The sequence below is a fragment of the Paenibacillus sp. NPDC057886 genome (assembly GCF_042796655.1).
In the GTDB taxonomy this organism is placed as follows: domain Bacteria; phylum Bacillota; class Bacilli; order Paenibacillales; family Paenibacillaceae; genus Paenibacillus.
In genome coordinates, this window is sequence record NZ_JBHVMZ010000006.1 from 128073 (window position 1) to 148725 (window position 20653).

Below are 20653 nucleotides of genomic sequence, written 5' to 3' on the forward strand. Positions count from 1 at the left end.
ATAACCGTGATCCCTTTTGGGAATCACGGTTATTTTTTTATATCTGAGAATTTAGACGGATGAAATATAATCTGTTTCAAGAAATGATATAATGTTGTCGAATAATATCAAAATCTGTTAGTTAATAAAAAATGATGGAGGAAGCATATGGGGAATATGAACAAAATTATTGCACCTCCTCTTGAGTTTGAGGTTTTGGAGCATGATCGAGTCATTGCTACAGTTAAACTGAATTATAGTAATCAGACGGTTGACGTATGGCAAGATAAAAGTGTATCGCCTGTTTTTCTTCCTTTTCCAAACAAGTCCAAGGTGACCGTAGGGGATGTATTAGATTACTTTGAATCCAGATGTTTCCCTCGGACCAGACACCATGCCGATAAAATTTTGCAATCATTGGGTCTGAGTGATTATGTAGCTTCGGAGATTGTAAAACAAACACATGGCGTCTTATATGATGATTATGTGTGGATTCGATTTTCTAATGAGGAGTTGACCTGTGCCGATGTCCATCCCCGTTTTGCAGGTGAACAAGAATTTTCGTCAGACTTTTGTGAGTAGTAGCAAAGGTGACCAACTAAAATGGAAAATTGATGATAAGTGGGCGAAAGCTAATAAGTTTGGGTATGAGGGATTGGCAGAATGGGTAGCATTTGAGTTGATTCATCGTTCCAACATCCCTTCACAACTTAAGGTTCCCTACAAACGATGTGTCTTAATAGAGGACAACATCAAGTATGAGGGCTGCTACTCTGAAGATTTCCTGCATCCAGGAGAGAGTATCATTACTTTGCATCGCATTTTGGAGAGCTATGGTGTTAAATTTGATGATTTACAGCAGGGACAGAGCACACGAGATTTAGTGTTATCAGTTGTTGAGTTTCTCAACGATGTGTTGAAATTAGATACGCTAGAGTACTTCTCACTGATGTTACCTTTGGATGCTATTTTGCTAAATGAAGACAGACATCTGAATAATATTGCTTTTATACACGGTCCTAACGGATATAGACTTTGTCCGCTGTTTGATCACGGTTTAAGCTTTCTGTCAGATACAACGGACTATCCCGTTAGTATGCCAACAAGTGTTGCATTACGTAAAATCAAAGCGAAGCCATTTAGCAGTGATTTTTCAAAACAAGCACGTGCATTGAAAACAAGCCTTCAATTTAATCATTCTTCAATTACACAATTCATAGAAGAGCATGATCAAGAGCTTGGTCGGGTTTCACAAATTTTAAAATTGCAGATTCGAAAATATGAACACTTATTTGTGTGATTTCATAATGCATATTGTAAGTTGGCGTACACGTACACTTATAGATAACACTGTCGACATAGTTATACAAAATACAAACAGCGTGCACCGTCTTGGTGTACGCTGTTTGCATAGTCTTTTTTAATTTTTGCTCTGTTGAACAGCCAAAGCGTATGATGGTAGATTGGAATTTGGAAGGAGCATTGATGAGAGACGTTACCCCTTTGGTTCCTGATGTAACTCAATATATGTCATAAGTTCCTTCACTCCTGCAAATTGCAGGGTCAGTTTGCTGTTAAGCTTTTGCAGGGCCAGCTGGAAGCCTTTATTAATCTGTCTGTAATCCTGCGTGCCGACGGTGTTCAGAAGTTCTTTTATATGTTCAATGTAGTAGATGGATTTTCTTAAACTGCTAATGACCAATATCTTTCTTAATTCGGCTCGGGTATACATTCGATAACCGTTGTTAGGGTCTCTTTCCGAGCAAATCAAGCCTTCGGTTTCCCAATGTCTGATAGCAGAAGTGTTGACCCCCGCTGCTTCGGCGGCTTTTCCAATCGTCATGGCCTCCATCGTTCCCACCTTTGGATCGTTAGCGAAATCCACCTGTTGTACCATCTTCCATATGTCTTCCACTCGTTGCTTCTCCAGTTGGCTGTTGTACAGCTGGTGGTTCATAAGCCAGAGGGCATCAATTGTATCGCCCTGTTTTACTTTTCTCATGACCTCATATACAACGGGAATCTCATACCCTTTCAATAACGAACGAATCGTAATAAACGCCTGAAGATGAATAGGGGTATAGTACCTGTGATTGCTGGAAGTCCGCGGAACGTCGGGGATCAGCTCTTCCTTTTCATACCGTCGCAGTGTAGTCGTACTCACATCCAGCCTTGTGGCAATCTGCCCGGGTGTATAAGCTTGGTTCATGTAGCTACTCTCCTCATACTTCAAGTAAAACCTTCAAGTGCTACACTAACATACAACGCGCCAAAGTCCATATTTTATCCACATTTTATAATGAAAACCGAAAGATTGCATCCATGTTATACACTGAGGATATCAACAGTAAAGGACTGGTTCAATTGCAGAAAATAATTACTTTGTTAAATGGCTCACAGCTTGAAGTGGGTCTGACAGGAGCACAAGATCGTAGCGTCATTATGCTGCCCATAGCCAAAAAGTCCGTAACCGGACAAGAAGCCGAAACCCTAAAGTTGTGGGGTGTTGATCCTGAATTGGGTGCAAAGTTTATCGACGGACTTTCGGATGAATTTCAGATCCTGCATTTTGATTATGAAGGCCACTACATGGCACATCCCCATCCGGAACATTTTACGCCTGAATATATAGCTCAGGATTTGTTGCGAATTTCAGATCAGATGAATGTAGATCGATTTAGTTATTATGGATATTCCTGGCTGGCTCTTGTCGGGCTGCAGCTCGCCCTTCGGACCGACCGCATGGAAAGTCTCATTATGGGAGGATTTCCGCCCTACGAGGGGCCGTACGAGGAAATGCGAATAGTGACCACAAAGACATATGAGGGAGCATTGAAGCAGCATGAAGAATCGGGAGAAATACACTCAGCAGAAGCTCTAATGAAAGCAGAAGAATTGAGTCCGGATCAATTAGATTGGGACAACATAGAGTTAAAGATCGATCCGGCTCAAACGAAACAATTTGCGACCTTGTATCAAGGTTTGATTGATTTCGAAGACCAACATATTCAAACGCAGTTGAATATCCCCAGATTGGCTTTTGCAGGAGAGAAAGATACGATTGTATATGGTGAGAAATTTGGCAGTGTGACGGTGGATATCGCTGGACGATTGCAAAAGAACAAACCAATTCTTGAAAACTTCAGCTGGACTGTCGAAATACTCAAGGGAGCGGATATGGATCACACCAAAGCGATGCAGCCCAGCACCGTTCTCCCTATTATCCATCCCTGGTTAAAAGCTCATTTAAGCTGAGGATCTACAGAAACAAAGTTGCTATTACTGTGTTACATCGTCTAATGCCCTTTGCTTGCGCTGCTGATAATCCAGAATGGATTCATATAACAATTGTTCGTTGAAATCCGGCCACATCACATCCGTAAACCAGAGCTCGGAATAAGCGGCTTGCCATAATAGGTTTACAATGTCACCAAGATGCAGAAGGAGCGCCTCGATGTTAAAACAACAAATAACCCTTCATCTGTGGGATATCTTACAGGGAATGAACAGAGCCGTACTCAAATATCGGTTATCCCACAAAAGCCTGCTCGTTTGCTGATTGAAAGGGTTTTCATTTCATCCGTATACTAAAGGTGTCAACAAGGTCGGATGTGTCTTTATGGGGCATCCATCTTCATTTGGAAAGGATGATTGGACATGGGCAGATTAACTGGAAAAGTTGCAATTATAACTGGAGCGGCAAGCGGTATGGGATTGGCTGGGGCTCAATTGTTTGCCAGAGAAGGAGCGAAGGTAGTTGCTACCGATGTAGCGATTGACGCTTTGCAGGAACAGGTGAAACAGATCGTAGCTGACGGCGGCGAAGCGATTGCATTAAAGCTGGATGTATCCAGTCCGGAATCATGGAATGCAGTTGTGGAAGAAATTATCGCAAACTATGGCAAAATTGAAATTCTGGTCAACAATGCCGGCATTCACATCGCCAAAGGCATTCTGGAAGCAGAATTGGAAGATTGGGACAAGGTCATGTCGATTAACGGTACAGGTGTATGGCTGGGAATGAAGGCGGTTATCCCTTATATGCAGCAAAACGGACAAGGCTCTATCGTAAATACGTCCTCCATCGCTGCCATCATTGGCGGAATTGCCGATGCTCAGGGTGCAGCATACAGTGCTTCCAAGGGATCTGTGCGTTCACTGACCAAACATGGTGCACAGTGGTTCGCCAAAGATAACATCCGTGTGAACTCTGTACATCCAGGGGCTGTGTTTACCGGCATGGTGGAAAAAGCGGGCATCAAATCCCAAGTGGAGATGGGAGAGCATTACAAAAATCTCGCCCCACTGCCTCCGCATGCCGGAGAGTCCATGGATATCGCTTATGCCTACTTGTTCTTAGCTTCTGATGAATCCAAATTCATCACGGGTGTGGAGCTGCCAGTGGATGGTGGCTGGATCAGCAACTAAGAGCAGCGTGATCGAAACATTCAAAGAGGTACTGGTTTCTCAGTTGTCATGAGAGACGGTGCCTCTTTCCGTTTCATCCATTGATGGATTCAGATTCGAACGGTAAACTTCATTGGACCGATTCATGCGTGTGAATTCCAACAGCTGCTCTGCCATATAGGAGGCACTGTATTTGAAGTTGCTTTGCACCCACCCTGTAATTAAACCAAGAACAGCATTGGCCTGATAACAGGCAAGAAGCTCCTTGTTCACGCGGGGGTCTGGCGACATATCGGTTACATCCTCCAGATACAGAGTTTTGAGCGTCTCATAGAGTGTATCCCGAAAACCCGAAAGCATGTTTGTCTTAACCAGCAAGGCATAGAAGGTGGCATGGCCAAGAACATGGTCGAAAATTTTGATAGCCGAAGCGCTCAGGTCCATGATTCCGAAATCCCGGTAGTGCTGGTAAGGGGCACGGTAGGCGAAGATCAGATCTGCCATCACGTCTTTCAAAATTTCATTGAGCAAGTCTTCTCTATATACATAATGTTTGTAAAAGGTACTGCGGTTCACATCGGCCAATTTCACGATATCGGTGATGGTAATACTCTCGAACGGCTTGCGAGACATCCATTCTAACAATGAGGCTTTCAGGGCCTGTTTGGATCTGTGGACTCTACGGTCCGTGTCGGGTATAGATAGGGATTTATGCAATATACACATCCTCCTTTGCTGATCAATGATACATATAACATGATGCGATTTGCGCATACAAATATGTGAATAAATGGTGAATTACATGCGCTTTCAGTCCATGATGGTTCGTTCTCCATTATAATAAACCAAAACGGACGAGGAGATGAACTCCAGATGAAAAAACAAATGTGGATCATTGCCGGCTTTGTGGTTGTAATTGTACTGGGCGCCTATCTGATTGCAAACAATGTGGGGACAGAAGAAGCAGGTAACACTGAAGCACCCAATATTAAAAAGATGGTAGAAAATATCAGTACAGGCAAGGAGACACCCGAATCGGCCTCCATTAATGCCACCCAGTTAATCGTTACGGATAAAGGCAATCAAACGACAACCTACGATTTGCCTGAAAATGAGTTCTTCCTTTCCGTTGCACCCTACGTGGAACAGACTCATCCCTGTGCAATACATAGCCTGACCGGATGTCAGGGCGAAATGAAAAATAAGAAGTTCATTGTGACGATCCATGACTCCGAAGGGAATACGCTCATGAAGGATGCTGAGATGAAGGCCGGCTCCAACGGTTTTATGGATTTCTGGTTAGACCGAGATAAGTCATACCTCATTCGTGTGGTGCATGATGGAAAGGTTGCAGAGACACAGCTATCTACATATGAAGAAGATAATACATGCATCACAACGATGCAGTTGAGTTAAATCGTCGTACGGAGAAAAATGCTTTATCGTCGAATCTCCGGTTTGACAAACCGTATAAATTCATTTACGATTTAGATACATTTAAATGAATGTATGTGGGGAGTTCGTATGGCGAGAAACAAATACCCGGAAATTACAAGAAGGCGCATTATGGAATCGGCAGTGAGATTGTTTACCTTGAATGGGTATAACAATGTATCCATTCAGGATATTGTGAATGATGTAGGAGACATTACTCGAGGTGCATTCTATCATCATTTCAAAACACTCGCAGATGTGATCCAGGCGGTCACCAAAGAAACCATGGCCGAAAAAAATGTATTTCACGAAGCTACTGATCTGGCCAGCTTAAATGCACTGGAACGTCTAAGACAGGGCATATCCTTTTCCATTTTGCAAAGCATCAAGGAAGGTGACCTGTCGAATGTTTCGTCCAACATGCATTCAGCTGAATTTGTATTTAGCCGGATTACAGAAGGGGCAAGAGTGGTAGCTCCTGGCATCAAAAGAATCATTGAGGATGGAAACAGGGACGGTTCCATGCAAGTCGCCTACCCCAAACAAGCGGCGGAAACCTTTACGATGCTGTTTGACATCTGGATGAATCCAGGCATATTCGAAGTCAGTCGAGAGGAATTTTTGCAGAAAATAGAGCATATCAGTTTGCTGTTTGAAGGTGTTGGCATAGCACTTGTGAATGAGGATTTGAAAGGCGTATTTATTCAGTTGTTTGATGCGGTAGAAAAATAGGCTACATGTTGTAGCTTATTATTTTGCTTGTATACATTCATTTGAATGTATAACGACCTAAGGAGATTACAACATGAAATTAACCGAGATATTATTTGTAGCTGTACTTATTCTATCGAGCCTTTTATTTACGTTTAGACAACGAGGTGTAACGAGAAACAACGTCATCATTCTGGGTGTAGACTACCTTGCTTTACTGACAACCTTGATTGCAGTGGGGGCGAACTGGCGCATGATTCCGGCTTATATGATGCTGATCGCTGTTACATTGCAGGTATTTATAAAGCCAAAAGCTGTGGAGGGATCCCGCAAAAAAGCAGTGGAGCTGCTAAAGGGAACGGGCATTATCCTTGCCACCATCCTCATGTTTGCCTTACCGATGCTCTTTCCAATTCTGACTTTTGCTGCGCCAACAGGACCTTATGCAGTGGGAACGCAGTCTTTTCATCTGACAGATACAAGTCGAAAAGAGCTGGTTGTCCCCAACCACCAGGTGCACCGGGAGTTGATGGCACAGGTCTATTATCCGGCGGAAAAGAATACAGGTGAACCGGCTCCATATCATGCAGATATAAAAGCGCTGAGTAAGCAATTATCGGTAACTCAAGGATTTCCGTATATTGCAACCACGCATCTTGGATTGACCCAAACCCATTCATTTACTCAAGCAGTGCCTGTGCAAACGGACAGTAAATTCCCCTTGCTTCTGTTCGCACAGGGAATGAGTCTCTATGGGCAACAAAATACATTCCAATTGGAGGAACTGGCCAGTCACGGCTACGTTATCGTGGTGCTCAACTTTACGGGTGATGCCGCAACAACCGTTTTCCCTGATGGGGATCAGGTAGATTTTACGCCCATTCAGAACACAATTACCTTTTTAAATGAACGTATCCATATTTGGGAACAGGATGTATCCTTTGTTCTGGATGAAGTGATCGGCGGCGATTTTGACGATGCATTCAAACCCATTGCAGCAATGATCAACCCGGATCAGATTGGCATGCTGGGTCATTCCTTTGGCGGTGCGACATCGGCCCAAATGCTAGTTAAGGATGAAAGGATCAGGGCAGCGATCGATATGGATGGCGGATTATACGGTGACCCCATGCCGACAGACGGTCCAGGAAAGCCGTTTCTGCTCTTGAATTCCGCGGCTTCCATCCGATTCATGGAAGAGGCCAGTAAGGGAGAGCCTGGGAATAGGGACGAGCTGTTTGCCGAGGCTTATCTTCGCAATCAAACGATTCATAAACCGGGTGCATACACGGCTACCATTCCCAAAACCAATCACGGGAGTTATACCGATCTGGCTGGCGTATCTCCAATCATTAATGAAGCAGGAGCCGATGTATCAGCCAATTTCCAGCTTATTAATGAATTGTCGCTGAGCTTCTTTGATCAGCATCTCAAAGGAATAACCGATCATACTTTGGATGACATTCGGACCGCGCATCCTGAAATTAACTTGATCAAGTATTAGATTAATAACAGTTAAGAGAACCCGCCTTGAATGCGGGTTCTTTCATTTTTTTTCTGTTTATGCTGTGAGAGGGAAGATATTGAAAATGAAAATAATAACTCTTTTGAATTGACAAAATCGCAATCCTACGGGATAATCCATTAGTGATAATGATAATTGTTATCATATAAATACATATAAATAGGGGAGAAGTAGGATATGAAAAAAAGCTTAAACGGATTTTTACTGCTGACGGTTTTGGCGCTTGCTCTGACAGGTTGCGGTAAGGCCAGCAGCACAACAGATACAAATGAAAATGCCTCTTCCGGCAGCACACCGACTGAAGAGACAGCAGGTCCTGTTACAGTTAAGCATAGTGGTGGAGAGCTCAAACTGGATAAACCAGCTAAGAGAGTTGTTACACTGGAATGGACATATACGGAAGATGTAGTTGCACTGGGTGTTCAGCCAGTAGGTAGTGCAGACAACGCCAACTATAAAGTCTATGTGACTCCCGAAGCAGCTCTGGATGACACTGTAACGGATGTGGGAACACGTGACGAGCCAAATCTGGAGGCGATTGCAGCTTTGAAGCCGGATCTGATTATCGCCAATTCAGATTCGAATATCTATGATCAACTCAATGCCATTGCACCAACGCTTGAATATGATCTGTATACGGGTGATGGCTATACTTATGACAAAATGACGGAAACGTTCAACAATATCGCCGTTGCTCTAGGAAAAGAAGACCAAGCGAAGAAGGTACTCGATGAACTCGACCAGCATTATGCAGAAGCTAAAGATAAACTTGCTGCTGCGGACAAATCGGAATTCCATTATGTACTGACACAAGCATTTACGTATCAAAATGCAGCAAGTCTTCGCATGTTTACCGATAACGCTGTCGTAATTGGCACGTTGGCGAAGGTTGGATTGGTTAACGACTGGCAGCCGGACAAAATTGAAGGATATGGCTTCTCAACGGTGGGTATTGAATCCCTGCCTGCTGTTCAGGACAGTAACTTCATCTACATCACACAACCGGATGATGACGTTTTTGGCACAGCAATGAAAGACAATTCAGTATGGAAAGGCCTGAATTTTGTCAAAGATAAACGCACCTATCAACTGGATAGTACAACATGGACGTTCGGTGGACCTATCTCGTCCAAAGCTCTGGTTGACGGGGTTGTCGGAGCGATTACCCAATGAGTTCGGTCCAACATTCCCGACCAGTGTTTAACTGGCGCACAATAAGCATTTATGGGGGCGGTCTAACCGCTCTCATCGTGCTTTTTTTTGTAAGCCTGTGTTATGGAGAGGCTTCAATTCCACTCCATACGGTTGTAGATTCACTTATGGGCAGGCAGGACACACTGGAACATAATATGATCTGGGATCTGCGCATGCCGCGAACGGTAATCGGTATACTCGCCGGAGGGGCGCTTGCTGTTGCCGGTTCGTTGTTACAAACTATTACACGCAATCCGCTGGCGGCGTCGGACACACTTGGCATCAATGCGGGGGCCTATTTTGTTGTGGTGTTGGGAACAATTTTTTTCCCAGGCTTGATGCAGCAATCGCCTTTCCTTTTCGCCGTACTCGGTGGATTACTTGCAGCTGCCGCAGCGTACTTCATGGGCGGGGGAAGAACGTCAAGTCCGGTGCGACTTGCGCTGTCCGGCATGATTGTATCGATGGTGCTTGGTTCTTTTACAAGCGCGCTGCATATTTTCTTCTCTCAGGAGACTCAGGCATTATTTCTATGGGGCTCCGGAACACTCGTTCAGAATGACTGGAGCGGTGTAGTTTACGCATGGCCTTGGGTCATCGGAATTGCGATCGTTGCCCTGGTTTTATCCCGGCAGTGGGATATGTTGGAACTGGATGAATCAACTGCTTCCTCACTCGGGCAGAAAGTAGGCATGGCCCGTGCCACTGGGTTGATTATTGCTGTGTTGCTGGCTGCGGTCATTGTCAGTGTAATTGGGCCAATTGGCTTTGTGGGTTTGGTGGCACCTCATCTGGTTCGATTGAGTGGAATTCGTTCCAATCGATTGCTATTGCCTGGTGTTTTCTTGTGGGGCGCAGCACTGCTGGTTGGTGCAGACGTACTTGCCAAGATGGTTCATAACTCCAGTCTGGAGTTGCCGACAGGGGCCGTGATGGCAATCATTGGTGCACCATGGCTGATCTGGCTTGTACTTACACGCATGAAGGCAGCAAATGGATCAGGTATGTCTACCTCAATGAGCACAGGAGCACGCTCGCGTCGCTGGGCTTTCGGCCCTATTGCTATTATCTTTACGGTACTAACGTTAGCATTGGTTCTCCTTAGTACGATGTTTGGCGGGATGCGCATTCCAATGGGCGATCTTCTGCCAAGCCTGTTTCAATCGGATGGGCTATACTCGGCTATTGTTCAGCTTCGCATTCCGCGTACTCTTGTCGCCGCAGGTGCAGGTGCTGCACTGGCGATCAGCGGTGTGCTTATTCAGATGGCCGTTCGCAACCCGCTGGCTGACGCGTCCATCGTGGGCGTGTCGTCAGGCGCAGGCTTGGGTGCCATGATGGTCATCATCCTGTGGCCTGGTCTTCCGGTGTTCTTGCTGCCTATAGCAGCGATTGTTGGCGCAGGGATCGCTGCAGCAATCGTATTCTCCTTGTCGTGGAAGAAGGGTCTCAATCCTTCAGCGGTTGTATTGCTGGGGATCGCTATGTCTGCAATTGCAGGCGCAGGCATTCAGGTTCTCATCGTTCGCGGCGCTGTATATGGCAGTAGCGGCTTTATCTGGCTGACAGGCAGTACCTATGCACGCACGTGGGATCAAGTGAAGATCATTGGGGTGTTCCTGTTGATTTTGATCCCGCTTGCGTGGTGGTTGGCGCGAAGGTTCGAACTGTTGGTATTCGACGATAATAGTGCTTCAGGTCTTGGCTTGAGTGTTCGTAGGACGCGACTGTTGGCTATGACCGTTGGTGTTCTGCTTGCCGCGGGTGCAGTGGCCTGTGTGGGAACGGTTGGTTTTATCGGGCTAATTGCCCCACATATGGTCCGTCTGTTGACAGGAAACAAGTTAAGACGGTCGATGTTTCTGTCGGCATTGGTCGGTGCAGTGATGCTGGTGCTAGCGGATACGATCGGAAGGACCGTTATGGCACCAACCGAGATTCCATCCGGGTTGTTGATTGCGATCATTGGAACGCCGTATTTCCTCTATTTAATGTACCGCTCCAACTGGCACAGGCCGATGAAGTGAATAAATTATAATTAGTCGTGTTATTGGACCTGCAAATATGAACTGACATGAGAAAAGCCCGCTTTTTCTAGCGGGCTTTTCTGCGTTAATTCATAGATTTGAATGAATATGGCGTCTGCCCGCTGTTCAGTCTGCGCATCCTCGCCAAACATTTCTGAAGATCATTCTTTTGTTTTGCTAATCCCTATTTAGAATACCGCTGTCTTCGACAGCCTTGACCGCTTGGTGGAGCATCTCATTATCCTGCACCAGTGCCAGTCGAACATATCCTTCACCCGAAGGTCCAAAGGCACTTCCAGGGGTCACAATGACTCCTGCTTGGGTTACCAGATCCATGGAAAATTGTTCGGAAGTCTCGTAATGAGCGGGGATACGCGTCCAGATGAACATCGTAGCTTCGGGTTTCGTAATCTTCCATCCCAATCGGTTGAAGCCTTCGCACAGAATGTTTCTGCGCGCCTCGTAGATGGCCCTGACCCGACCAACTTCCGTCTGATCCCCGGTGATTGCAGCAATGGCAGCCTTTTGGATCGGCAGGAACATGCCGTAGTCCATATTGGATTTTAATTTCTTCAGCATGGATACAATGTCCGGGTTTCCCACACAAAAGCCGATCCGTGCTCCTGCCAATCCATAGGTTTTGGACAAGGAATTGAATTCAACCCCAACATCCATCGCGCCGGGATACGAAAGAAAGCTTCCACACGCTATTCCATCGAACACAAGCTCGCTATATGCATTGTCATGGAGAACGATAATATCATATTTCTTGGCAAATTCAATCAAATCCAGATAGAACCGCTCCGGTGCCAACGCCGTAGTCGGATTGTTGGGATAGGATACAAGCATGAATTTCGCTTTGCGCGCAATATCCTCCGGAATGTCCTGAAGTTGAATGACATATCCGTGTTCTTCTTTTTGCGGCATATAATACAGCTCCGCTCCTGCCAGTAGAGGTCCATCAGCAAAGACCGGATAACAAGGATCGGGTACAAGGACCAGATCTCCTTCATCAACGATCGCTAAAGAAATATGGGCAAGCCCTTCCTGCGATCCAAGCAAGGAGCAAATTTGGGTTTTCGGGTTCAGTTCAACATGGTAACGGCGCTTGTACCATTCACTGACCGCTTGCAGCAATTCGCTCTGATCATTTACAGCATATGTATAGTTTGAAGCATCTGCTGCTGCCTCGCATAAAGCCGTCATGATATGTTGGGCAGGGGGAATATTGGGTGTGCCTACACTTAGATCGATGACAGGTTCTCCATTCTCCAGTCGTTGCCTCTTGATTTCCAGCAAACGTGTGAATATCCCCTCACTGAAATGTTCCATACGTTTAGCAAACTTCATGATGATTATCCTCCATCCTGATCTCCCCTTGGGGAATAACACTTGGAGGTATTATAGCAGAGTTTTCAACTGATAAGTAACCACGAAATGAGCTTTCAAGCTTCTAACAGGTATTAGATAATTCCGATCGCAGCTAGACCAATCAGAATCAAACCGAACCCTGCGACGCGATTCGCCCGTATTGATGTTCTGCGAGCTTTATCTTCGTAGCCTGGTTTAAAGCCGTGTTTGTAGATGAAGCTGTTTTCTATCCGCTTTTCGTTTTTGGAAGTAGCAATCATCATTACACCCGCAGCAATGGCAATAAGTCCTGTTCCAGGACCTATTAATGAACTATTCATCAGATTTCACCCCTCTTTCAAATAGATATCTCTTTATATCGGATAAATGCTCTTTATATGTAATATTATGGATTTTGAAAGATTATCTCTTTCCCATTTTATGAATACATCAGTTGTTACCGAGTACAGAATACAGAATACAGTATTGCAATCGAATATCCGACTTCTCAATGCACTCTTCCTGATTTACAATTAAAGGAAAGCTGGACGGATAAGTATCAGAGAAAAGGAGGGTGGCCAATAATGAACGAACCGTGGGCAGCTTCGATGAGTGGTGTTCCCTGGAACGAGGATAAAATGGACAAGGCTATCGTACAACTACGGAACAGGGCTACGATTAGTTTTGTTGTCGGGTTGGACGAGGTGCATGATCTGCGAAAGCTGGATGAGCATGTATTTGCCGAACGACCAGATTTGAATTTGAATGTATCCAACAACGATGCGAAGGGGCGGTATTCCGAAGAGTTTCTGGAGACACTGGCGGGTTTAAAGCATGTCACCGCTTTGCAGCTGGATCTCAAGCAGCCACAGGATTTGAATGTACTGAGTGCATTGCAAAAGATGGAGTTTCTGAACATTCGCTCACCCAAAAAGCAAAATCTGGATTTTATCCGGGTTTATAAATACTTAAATTACCTTGCCCTTAGCGGGAAATTTCCCGATCTCTCGCCCATTGAGGACTGCATTCGTCTGAGTACCCTCGTCCTGAACTGTGACATTGATCAGCTTGATTTTGTTGTGGACCTGCCATTTATCGAGTATTTGGCTATCGATCATTGTACATTGGCTGGTTCACTCGAAGTACTGGCTGCATCAAATATCCGCATGCTGAGGTTGTCATCCGTAAAGAATCTGACTGAGATCGATGCAGTGGGGGCATTACATCATCTGGTCTTTCTGCACCTGTCACTGCCCAAACTTGAGCGGCTGTGTGACTTCTCACACATGAAGAATCTACGGCAGCTTGAACTGGATTTCATGAAATCAATACAGGAGATAGACAACCTGTGGACAGCGGTTCAATTAGAGGTGCTGGAATTGAAAGAAGTAAATAAGGGGATAAAGGCGGAGGCTTTTAAGTATTTGACTGGAATGCAAAGTTTGCGACAGGTGGATTTTCGTTTTATCGATCATAGCAAAGGTCGTATTGCTGCCATGCGCAAACAAATGATTGAAGCGGGGAAAGGGCACCTGCTCTATGAGGAAATTCCTGAAGAGCAGCGAATTCCCTCGATGGCTCTCGCTCATCTGTCCAAAATTCTAATGTAAACAATACACCAATGCCCGCTTCCGAGCGGGCATTGGTGTATTCAAAATCTACGACCCTTGCCCGCTCACACCTAGTTAGCCATGGCTGGAGGAGATGAACGGGTCATCACCGGCATGGCGCTTGCGGTATTCTCCGGGGGTTAGCCCGTATCGACGCTTGAACATGCGGATGAACGAGTTCACATTTTGATAGCCGACCTGTGTCGCAATGTCCTGAATTCGCAGATCCACATTCACAAGCAGTTCTTTGGCCCGCTCAACCCGCAGATTGTTCAGATATTCGCTGAAGTTGATGTTAGTCTTTTCCTTGAAAATACTGGAGAGATACCCCGATGTTAAATTCAACTTGTCGGCGACAATATTCAAATTAATATCCTCCCCATAATGATGATCCAGGTAGTCCAGCACAAAGCTGATAACCGGATCACGCGTTTCCAGCTGGTTGCGTACTGCCGCAAGTACCGGTTGAGCCAGCGCCTGAAGCCATTCCCTGTACTGCTGCATGGAATGGAAGCCAGCAAATGCCTCTCCCGGAGGAGAAGAGCGAAGCTCAGATTCGATGTGCGTCAAATTCAGCTTCATCACCGTCTTGCCAATTTGTTCTACTGCGCCGATTGCAAAAGTGCGGAAGTCTTCTGCGGCTGCATCCTTGTGCTGCAGTTGTTCCAGCTGGCGATCCAGCCAAGCGAATACAGCCTCTTCATTGCCGGATTGCAGCAAGTTGTGCAGCTCCTCCCCGTAGGTTACCTTCACATGGAAGGCATTTGACGAAGAAGCGCGCGGCTCCACAATAACCTGTGTTTCCCCATTCAGCCTTCGCTCTTTCAACAACATAGACAGATTGCTGTACGCATCGGTAAACGGAATCTCTCCGGAATACACCGGACTTACCGCGATGGTCAGATAGAGGGTTTCTTCGACAGCCAGCAACTCCTTCAGTGTATCCAGCGCCTGCAGAATACCACTCTGCGGACCCGGATCGAACAGCAGCAGGAGCAGCTGGTCCTGCTCAGGTTGAATGGCAACGCTATTGGTTTTGCTGCTGGTGAACAGGCTCTGAATCAGCTTCCACAATAATAGGGTATGCTGCCCGAATTCATCCGGCTGGGATTTGAAACCCACCTTGAACAAAATGGAGACATAGGGCTGCTCGGTTTGCTGGGCATCCTCAAGCTCCGCCAGATAGGAACTGAGCGGGATATTCTTTACTTTATGGATATAAGCGTACTGACGTACGAGGGAGTTCTTCTGCGCAAGGTCGCTTTGAATGTAACGGTTATTTTCCAGAATGGAGCTCAGGCGGTCGCCGATCATGGCGAATTCTTTTACACTGCTCCATTTGTCTGGTCCGCTGTCCGGATTTCGATCCAGAGCGGCAATAAGGCGCTGGAGCGGCTGGTTTAATCGTAAGCTGAAAAACAGGGAGGAGAGCACGCTAATCAGCACAGCAGCGCCAAGCAGGACAGCCAGCAGCAGCTGCATGCCTCGCATTTCCGCGGCGATTACCGCGGCCTGGGTGACCCGGACATAGGTAAATCCGGTTTGTTTACCTTTTTCATAGAAGTAATACTGATCCCCAATGCGTTCATGTTTGCTTCCATCTGCAGGTAGCTGCGGATTCTGCATATTTCTCTCCATCGTGGTGAACAGCAGGCGTCCCTCGTTGTCCAGAATGTAGAACGGATTATTGCCAGCATCGCCATATGTGTCCTGCATACGTTGTGGATCCAGCATAACAATGCCGTACACATCTTCGTAAGGAATGGCTTTTATCATGACCGGCATCAATTGACCGAGGGAGCGGGATGAATGAAGGGTATTTTCCGTAAAAGCTGCGGCAGGCATTACTTTCAGGAACTGGTTGTTCATCGTTTGAGTTTTCCAATAGTCCGGAGGATATTCTTTACTATAATAATATTTACCGAACATATCGCTGGCACTGCTAAGACCTTCCTTCTCCAGTACATAGTCTTCTTGCTTGAAATAGAGAATGAAATTGTCGATATGCAGAAAAGGATTGGCATACAGCGTGGAGAGGTCCGACTTCACCTCTGCGGGAATATCGTAACGGCGGTTCTCCTTAATGTGGTTCAAAATGCCAAGATTGGCTGTCCAGGTATCCGATTGGGTGAGGGCCAGAATCATGTTCTGGGTCAGTCGGAAGTGATTCTCGTATCCTTCGACGGTCTGTGTAAGGCCCAGTTCATTTTGTCTGACCATCTCCTGGTAAACTTTGTTGCTCAAGTACAGATGGGAGAACAGGTTAAATGAAGCCAAAATAAGGATGACACTGAGGAAGCTCAGCATTAGCTTGACAAACAGTCCATTTAACGCAAATTTGCTTGTAAGCAGTCCCTTCATTATGACATTCCCCCTTGAGTACAGCCCCGGATCGAGTGGTTTAATCCTATCATAGCGGCATAAAGTTGACACAAACAATATACACTTTTAATGAATTATACGCGGATATCTGGAAAAAAGGAGTAAAGGCGAAAAGTTATATAACATGAAGATAGCGCTTTCTAAAGAATTATCGCTATAATTCGGAGACGAACCCCAGATTTCCAGGGTAAGTTAGCTAACATACAAGTCAATTGCAATCATCTAAGCAAGAGGGGCATGCCGATGGCTGATGCTGGCGTAATGCAAAGCAAACCCTAAAAAGAAGCGCACCGGCCGCCTCGGCGGAAGTCGCGTTTGATCAGAACCCAGGAACAAGGCGCTATGGCTGCTATTCCTGCCCTGCCTCCTGTATTATTTGATCTTCCGCTATGCACCGATGTTTGGTCTGGTCATCTCTTTTAAGGATTACAATCTGTTTTAAGGACATCAGTCAGATTTACGGCCAGCTTGCTCAGTTGCCGATTTCTTTCTGGCCCAAGGGCTTCAATCTGGGCATATACAAACTGGTAGTGTGAGATTGAATTTGGAATAAACAATGGATTAATTACATTTATTGGTTCTTTAGTATCATTGCCAGATGTTATAAAAATCATATATATTAGGAATTGTTAAGTTAAATTGGAAAGTATTTACTTACAAGGGAGATCGTCATAAACGCTGATTGAAACACTGGTAGGCTTTCACTTAATAAATCGTTCTAGGAGGTGTACAATTCTAAAACTTTAACGCGTTAGGAAGTGCGTTGAAGTCGTTTGCGAAATTCATGTTTGTACTGGTGGTTTAATACAAAACAAATGAAATGAAGGGATTGAATTGAATTGAAAAAAATACTAAGTAATACAATTTTATCTGCACTTGTTTTTTCCATGGGTATTCCTGTTGCTCAAGCTCAAAGCAACCCAACTGCAATCGCCGCCCAAGATATTTTTTTACCTGTTCATACGTTTAGCGGTTTGAATGTTGAGCCGAATAGTTCATCGGACGTTGATACTCAAGATAAAACAGTCAGTTTATCAGCCATCGCAACTAGTTTTTCTCTTGCGAAAGATGTTTTGAAGAATTACTATGAAAATATCGATATTGGCACAGATCAACTAGATGTGAAATCAATTGTAAATACAGAACTGTTTGATTCAAAGCTGTCTGGTTACTTGGAAAAGAAAATAAATACAAAGCAATTTGTGGTAGAAGCCTCAAATGCTCAAAAAGAAAACTATGTCTTGAAATTTAACTTACTGTCCTCCGAAGTGACCAAAGAAGGTATCCTCTTGACTATCGGTACAGAAGCGTCATTCAATTACGTCGGCATGAAAGTGCAGTCCGGATTTGGAGAAGTTTCAAAAATGCTATTTCAAAATACAGATACAGGATTTACCTTGTCAGATTGGTACATGCCATACGACTATTACGATGAATATGTTAGAGGTGAAGAGAGTCAACTAAGTAATCTTGTTGACATCAACTCTAAGTTAGAAGGTTCTGATACTACCAAAAGACAAGAGGAGTTAAATGATAAAATCACCGAATATTTTTCTGTAGATCGGGAATCTCCAGTACAAATAAATTCTATAGAGGATAGCAGATCATCTGATCAAGCTATAACACCTTTTGCCACGTTAACTTCGTTAAATAAGACATCCATAGCAACTTACGCTAAAAATAATAAAGCTAAAGATCAGCCTGCAAGTGGCGGATCTAGTGTTTCTTATTATGATTTCTCACAAATATCTGGAAATTGGGATTGTACAAACTTCGTATCTCATGCATTACTTGCTGGTGGCGCAATTACATATGACACAAATGGAACAGGTATTTCTTCTACAGGCTGGTACTATAGAAGTTTGAGTAATCGTGCTTCATCCTGGTCCGGTGTTCCAAATCTTTATAATTTTCTGGTAAATAACACTACGAAGGGTCCGGCTGGTACTGGTACTACATACTCAACGTTTAAATATAATGCCAGTGCAGGTTATCCTTATCAAATTGGAGACGTGTTGCAATTTTATTTAAGTGGATCTTACAACAATTGGCGTCATTCAACTATTATTACTGAATACTACGAGACTAACACGAATTTAGTTCTTGGAGCATTGGTTACCGGGCGTTCTGGTAAAAACAGCTATAACGATAACCAAAAAGCGGAAGAAATTTATCCTGGAGATAGCAAAAGAGTTATAAAATTGACTGGTTATTATAAGTGATATTTTGAGAGAATTGATGCACACCACTCAAATTGTTAGTTGAGTTGGTGTGCATTAAACATAATTCCCTACGTTAATTTGTGGAGTTGAACAATATTTTCACTGGAGGAAATGCAATGAAACGTGTTTACATGTTATTACTGATTTTATTTACCCTAAGCGCATGCGAACAGGCTAATACTAGTACCAACGAAAATAACACTGATGTTGTTGTGGGAGATATGAATGCGAAAGATTCTAAAAGCACAGAAATTTCGCCAAGCAAAGGGGATTTATCAAAAGATTCCACAGATTTTTTAGCTGAAGACGAAAGTGATCTATCTGCTTGGGATTTTGAAACGGCTTATAAAATGTGTACAGAAGCTCTGTCTGAATATTATAAGGCGATTTGGAACGGCTCGGACATTGATTTGGATACTTATATCGATAACGAAAACCTTAAACAATATACGCAAAAAAAAGTTTCATCTCAATATGATTTATTCCTTAAGAACAAGCTCACTTATAATCAAGTGACAAGTGTTGATATTGGTGCTAGACAAGTAGAGTATGTTGGAGGGGATAAGAGTTTTTTCTATTTGAAATTAGATGCACGTGTTCATAAGGATGTAGGTAACTTTGCTGAACCTACTGAATTTCTTGTACAAAGTTTGAATGGAAAGTTAGTTATTGTTGATTGGTATACTAGTGGTAAGGATAGCTATGATTCCACTGTACGTGGAGAAAATCAGACTATTAACAATCCTGATATCTGGAATAATAGTGAATGGGTAAAAAAATTAACTGATTGAATTTTACATGCACGAAACTCTTGCGGTCTTGTAGTACTGTTTTTTGCCTCAACACACAGGCAGAACCGACGAGCGTGTTGAGGCTTATTTAAAGCCGAAAGAGGGCTGTAATACCCCTCCAACCGCTTCTTACAGGTTCGGGTCGGTTCGAATGTTTAGTTATGCTGCATGGTGTATAAAGTTCTTAATATAGAAGATGTTGGTGGATGGCTCAACAAAATTCGTAATGTACAAATTATAAGAATATTCTATGCGGAATAGGACAATGATCGATGTATAAGAAGCGAAAAGAAGCGCGAGTTAGAGGGTTGTTTCACCTCTGTGACTCGCGCTTTTCGGTCCATTCGCGTCCGTCTTGAGCCGGATTGTGGGCAAGGGAAATTTCGAACTCTAAGCTCATTTTGAGCTAGCTTCGAAGCAAAAAGCATCTACACCCACAATTGTTTTCAATTGCCCAAGTTCACTCTCCAGTCCTATCATCCTGCGAATGGCAATGCTTATAGTTTTCCTCACTCTTCAAATAGATCTACGTTCCAGTTTCTGTTGGTGATAGGTCAGACTCAACTGGATTCCCCAGTTTCCTTTTGTCTTCTTACACCGCCTTTTCAGCAGATAAACCGTGCAGTCTGGGTTTTTGTAGGACAAAGTTTCGTTTCATAACCGCTTCCGGTGGTTGGTTTGCTTTCATATCGGAACGTAAGTAGCCTGCTTTATTGCAGCGTATTTTCACGTATCGCAATCTTCCTCATAGTTCCATTGTCGATCTTGTTGAGGTCACGCCTTCACCTTCTCAAAATGGGGAAAAGAGAGCATCCCCCGGACGTTGGTGTACATAATGCCCAGGTTGGCTGTCCAGTATCCGATTGAGTGAGGTTAGAATCGTGTTTTGAGACAGTCCCTTCATTATGACATTCCCCCTTGAGTACAGCCCCGGATCGAGTGGTTAACCCTATCATAGCGGCATAAAGCTGACACAAACAATATACACTTTTACTGAATTATACGCGGATATCTGGAAAAA

General features: G+C 44.4%; 17 protein-coding genes and 2 pseudogenes. 13 read left to right on the top strand and 6 right to left on the bottom strand.

Going from position 1 to position 20653, the window contains the following annotated elements:
- The first annotated feature begins 156 nt into the window (after nt 1-156).
- Nucleotides 157-561 (top strand): hypothetical protein, encoded by a 405-nt coding sequence (locus ACFVQB_RS20730; RefSeq protein WP_379443312.1) that lies wholly within the window; start codon nt 157-159, stop codon nt 559-561.
- Entirely contained in the window at nt 500-1279 is a 780-nt protein-coding gene (locus ACFVQB_RS20735; protein WP_379443316.1) for a hypothetical protein, read from the top strand. The genes ACFVQB_RS20730 and ACFVQB_RS20735 overlap by 62 nt, the downstream gene beginning before the upstream one ends.
- A gap of 195 nt (nt 1280-1474) precedes the next feature.
- On the opposite strand, the gene ACFVQB_RS20740 is transcribed toward ACFVQB_RS20735, so the two are convergent.
- Entirely contained in the window at nt 1475-2188 is a 714-nt protein-coding gene (locus ACFVQB_RS20740) for a MerR family transcriptional regulator (RefSeq protein WP_379443318.1), read from the bottom strand.
- A 113-nt stretch (nt 2189-2301) separates the two neighbouring features.
- Here ACFVQB_RS20740 and ACFVQB_RS20745 point away from each other — a divergent pair, with 113 nt between their 5' ends.
- Nucleotides 2302-3234, top strand: a complete 933-nt coding sequence (locus tag ACFVQB_RS20745; protein ID WP_379443320.1) for an alpha/beta hydrolase — start codon at nt 2302-2304, stop codon at nt 3232-3234.
- Nucleotides 3235-3258: 24 nt separating this feature from the next.
- Here ACFVQB_RS20745 and ACFVQB_RS20750 read toward each other — a convergent pair.
- Nucleotides 3259-3396 (bottom strand): annotated as a pseudogene (locus ACFVQB_RS20750) (undecaprenyl diphosphate synthase family protein); the annotation flags it as partial.
- A 240-nt stretch (nt 3397-3636) separates the two neighbouring features.
- Between ACFVQB_RS20750 and ACFVQB_RS20755 the strand changes: the two are divergent.
- A complete protein-coding gene (locus ACFVQB_RS20755) occupies nt 3637-4407 on the top strand; it encodes an SDR family NAD(P)-dependent oxidoreductase (RefSeq protein ID WP_379443323.1) in 771 nt (256 codons plus the stop codon).
- 39 nt (nt 4408-4446) lie between these two features.
- Here the strand turns inward: ACFVQB_RS20755 and ACFVQB_RS20760 are convergent, their stop codons facing one another.
- Entirely contained in the window at nt 4447-5103 is a 657-nt protein-coding gene (locus tag ACFVQB_RS20760) for a TetR/AcrR family transcriptional regulator (RefSeq protein WP_379443326.1), read from the bottom strand.
- Between the two features lie 156 nt (nt 5104-5259).
- On the opposite strand from ACFVQB_RS20760, the gene ACFVQB_RS20765 reads away from it, so the two are divergent.
- The 5 genes from ACFVQB_RS20765 (at nt 5260) to ACFVQB_RS20785 (ending at nt 11277) form a co-directional block, all read left to right on the top strand.
- Nucleotides 5260-5802, top strand: coding sequence for a CueP family metal-binding protein (locus tag ACFVQB_RS20765; protein WP_379443328.1), 543 nt, complete (start codon nt 5260-5262; stop codon nt 5800-5802).
- A gap of 108 nt (nt 5803-5910) precedes the next feature.
- Nucleotides 5911-6552 carry a TetR/AcrR family transcriptional regulator gene (locus tag ACFVQB_RS20770; protein ID WP_379443330.1) on the top strand — a complete coding sequence of 214 codons (642 nt, stop codon included), beginning with the start codon at nt 5911-5913 and terminating at the stop codon, nt 6550-6552.
- Between the two features lie 73 nt (nt 6553-6625).
- Nucleotides 6626-8035: an alpha/beta hydrolase family protein gene (locus ACFVQB_RS20775; RefSeq protein ID WP_379443332.1), complete on the top strand. Its 1410-nt coding sequence runs from the start codon at nt 6626-6628 to the stop codon at nt 8033-8035.
- Nucleotides 8036-8233: 198 nt separating this feature from the next.
- Nucleotides 8234-9229, top strand: coding sequence for an ABC transporter substrate-binding protein (locus tag ACFVQB_RS20780; protein WP_379443335.1), 996 nt, complete (start codon nt 8234-8236; stop codon nt 9227-9229).
- Nucleotides 9226-11277, top strand: coding sequence for an iron ABC transporter permease (locus ACFVQB_RS20785; protein ID WP_379443337.1), 2052 nt, complete (start codon nt 9226-9228; stop codon nt 11275-11277). The genes ACFVQB_RS20780 and ACFVQB_RS20785 overlap by 4 nt, the downstream gene beginning before the upstream one ends.
- Nucleotides 11278-11454: 177 nt before the next feature.
- Here the strand turns inward: ACFVQB_RS20785 and ACFVQB_RS20790 are convergent, their stop codons facing one another.
- On the bottom strand, nt 11455-12627 hold the full coding sequence (locus tag ACFVQB_RS20790; protein WP_379443339.1) for an aminotransferase class I/II-fold pyridoxal phosphate-dependent enzyme: 1173 nt from the start codon (nt 12625-12627) through the stop codon (nt 11455-11457).
- A 113-nt stretch (nt 12628-12740) separates the two neighbouring features.
- A complete protein-coding gene (locus tag ACFVQB_RS20795) occupies nt 12741-12968 on the bottom strand; it encodes a hypothetical protein (RefSeq protein WP_076287985.1) in 228 nt (75 codons plus the stop codon).
- Nucleotides 12969-13211: 243 nt separating this feature from the next.
- Here ACFVQB_RS20795 and ACFVQB_RS20800 point away from each other — a divergent pair, with 243 nt between their 5' ends.
- On the top strand, nt 13212-14237 hold the full coding sequence (locus ACFVQB_RS20800) for a leucine-rich repeat domain-containing protein (RefSeq protein ID WP_379443342.1): 1026 nt from the start codon (nt 13212-13214) through the stop codon (nt 14235-14237).
- Nucleotides 14238-14312: 75 nt separating this feature from the next.
- On the opposite strand, the gene ACFVQB_RS20805 is transcribed toward ACFVQB_RS20800, so the two are convergent.
- On the bottom strand, nt 14313-16598 hold the full coding sequence (locus ACFVQB_RS20805; protein WP_379443344.1) for a helix-turn-helix domain-containing protein: 2286 nt from the start codon (nt 16596-16598) through the stop codon (nt 14313-14315).
- A gap of 367 nt (nt 16599-16965) precedes the next feature.
- Here ACFVQB_RS20805 and ACFVQB_RS20810 point away from each other — a divergent pair.
- The 3 genes and pseudogenes from ACFVQB_RS20810 to ACFVQB_RS20820 form a co-directional block, all read left to right on the top strand.
- Nucleotides 16966-17058 (top strand): annotated as a pseudogene (locus ACFVQB_RS20810) (sugar ABC transporter permease); the annotation flags it as partial.
- Nucleotides 17059-17458: 400 nt separating this feature from the next.
- Entirely contained in the window at nt 17459-18841 is a 1383-nt protein-coding gene (locus tag ACFVQB_RS20815) for an amidase domain-containing protein (protein WP_379443346.1), read from the top strand.
- A gap of 116 nt (nt 18842-18957) precedes the next feature.
- On the top strand, nt 18958-19632 hold the full coding sequence (locus ACFVQB_RS20820) for a hypothetical protein (RefSeq protein ID WP_379443348.1): 675 nt from the start codon (nt 18958-18960) through the stop codon (nt 19630-19632).
- Nucleotides 19633-20653 lie beyond the last annotated feature (1021 nt).

Coding starts and splice junctions, on each gene's coding strand:
- ACFVQB_RS20730 (WP_379443312.1), top strand. CDS start 157: ATGAACAAAATTATTGCACCTCCTCTTGAGTTTGAGGTTTTGGAGCAT.
- ACFVQB_RS20740 (WP_379443318.1), bottom strand. CDS start 2,188: ATGAACCAAGCTTATACACCCGGGCAGATTGCCACAAGGCTGGATGTG.
- ACFVQB_RS20745 (WP_379443320.1), top strand. CDS start 2,302: ATGTTATACACTGAGGATATCAACAGTAAAGGACTGGTTCAATTGCAG.
- ACFVQB_RS20755 (WP_379443323.1), top strand. CDS start 3,637: ATGGGCAGATTAACTGGAAAAGTTGCAATTATAACTGGAGCGGCAAGC.
- ACFVQB_RS20765 (WP_379443328.1), top strand. CDS start 5,260: ATGAAAAAACAAATGTGGATCATTGCCGGCTTTGTGGTTGTAATTGTA.
- ACFVQB_RS20770 (WP_379443330.1), top strand. CDS start 5,911: ATGGCGAGAAACAAATACCCGGAAATTACAAGAAGGCGCATTATGGAA.
- ACFVQB_RS20775 (WP_379443332.1), top strand. CDS start 6,626: ATGAAATTAACCGAGATATTATTTGTAGCTGTACTTATTCTATCGAGC.
- ACFVQB_RS20780 (WP_379443335.1), top strand. CDS start 8,234: ATGAAAAAAAGCTTAAACGGATTTTTACTGCTGACGGTTTTGGCGCTT.
- ACFVQB_RS20785 (WP_379443337.1), top strand. CDS start 9,226: ATGAGTTCGGTCCAACATTCCCGACCAGTGTTTAACTGGCGCACAATA.
- ACFVQB_RS20790 (WP_379443339.1), bottom strand. CDS start 12,627: ATGAAGTTTGCTAAACGTATGGAACATTTCAGTGAGGGGATATTCACA.
- ACFVQB_RS20795 (WP_076287985.1), bottom strand. CDS start 12,968: ATGAATAGTTCATTAATAGGTCCTGGAACAGGACTTATTGCCATTGCT.
- ACFVQB_RS20800 (WP_379443342.1), top strand. CDS start 13,212: ATGAACGAACCGTGGGCAGCTTCGATGAGTGGTGTTCCCTGGAACGAG.
- ACFVQB_RS20805 (WP_379443344.1), bottom strand. CDS start 16,598: ATGAAGGGACTGCTTACAAGCAAATTTGCGTTAAATGGACTGTTTGTC.
- ACFVQB_RS20820 (WP_379443348.1), top strand. CDS start 18,958: ATGAAACGTGTTTACATGTTATTACTGATTTTATTTACCCTAAGCGCA.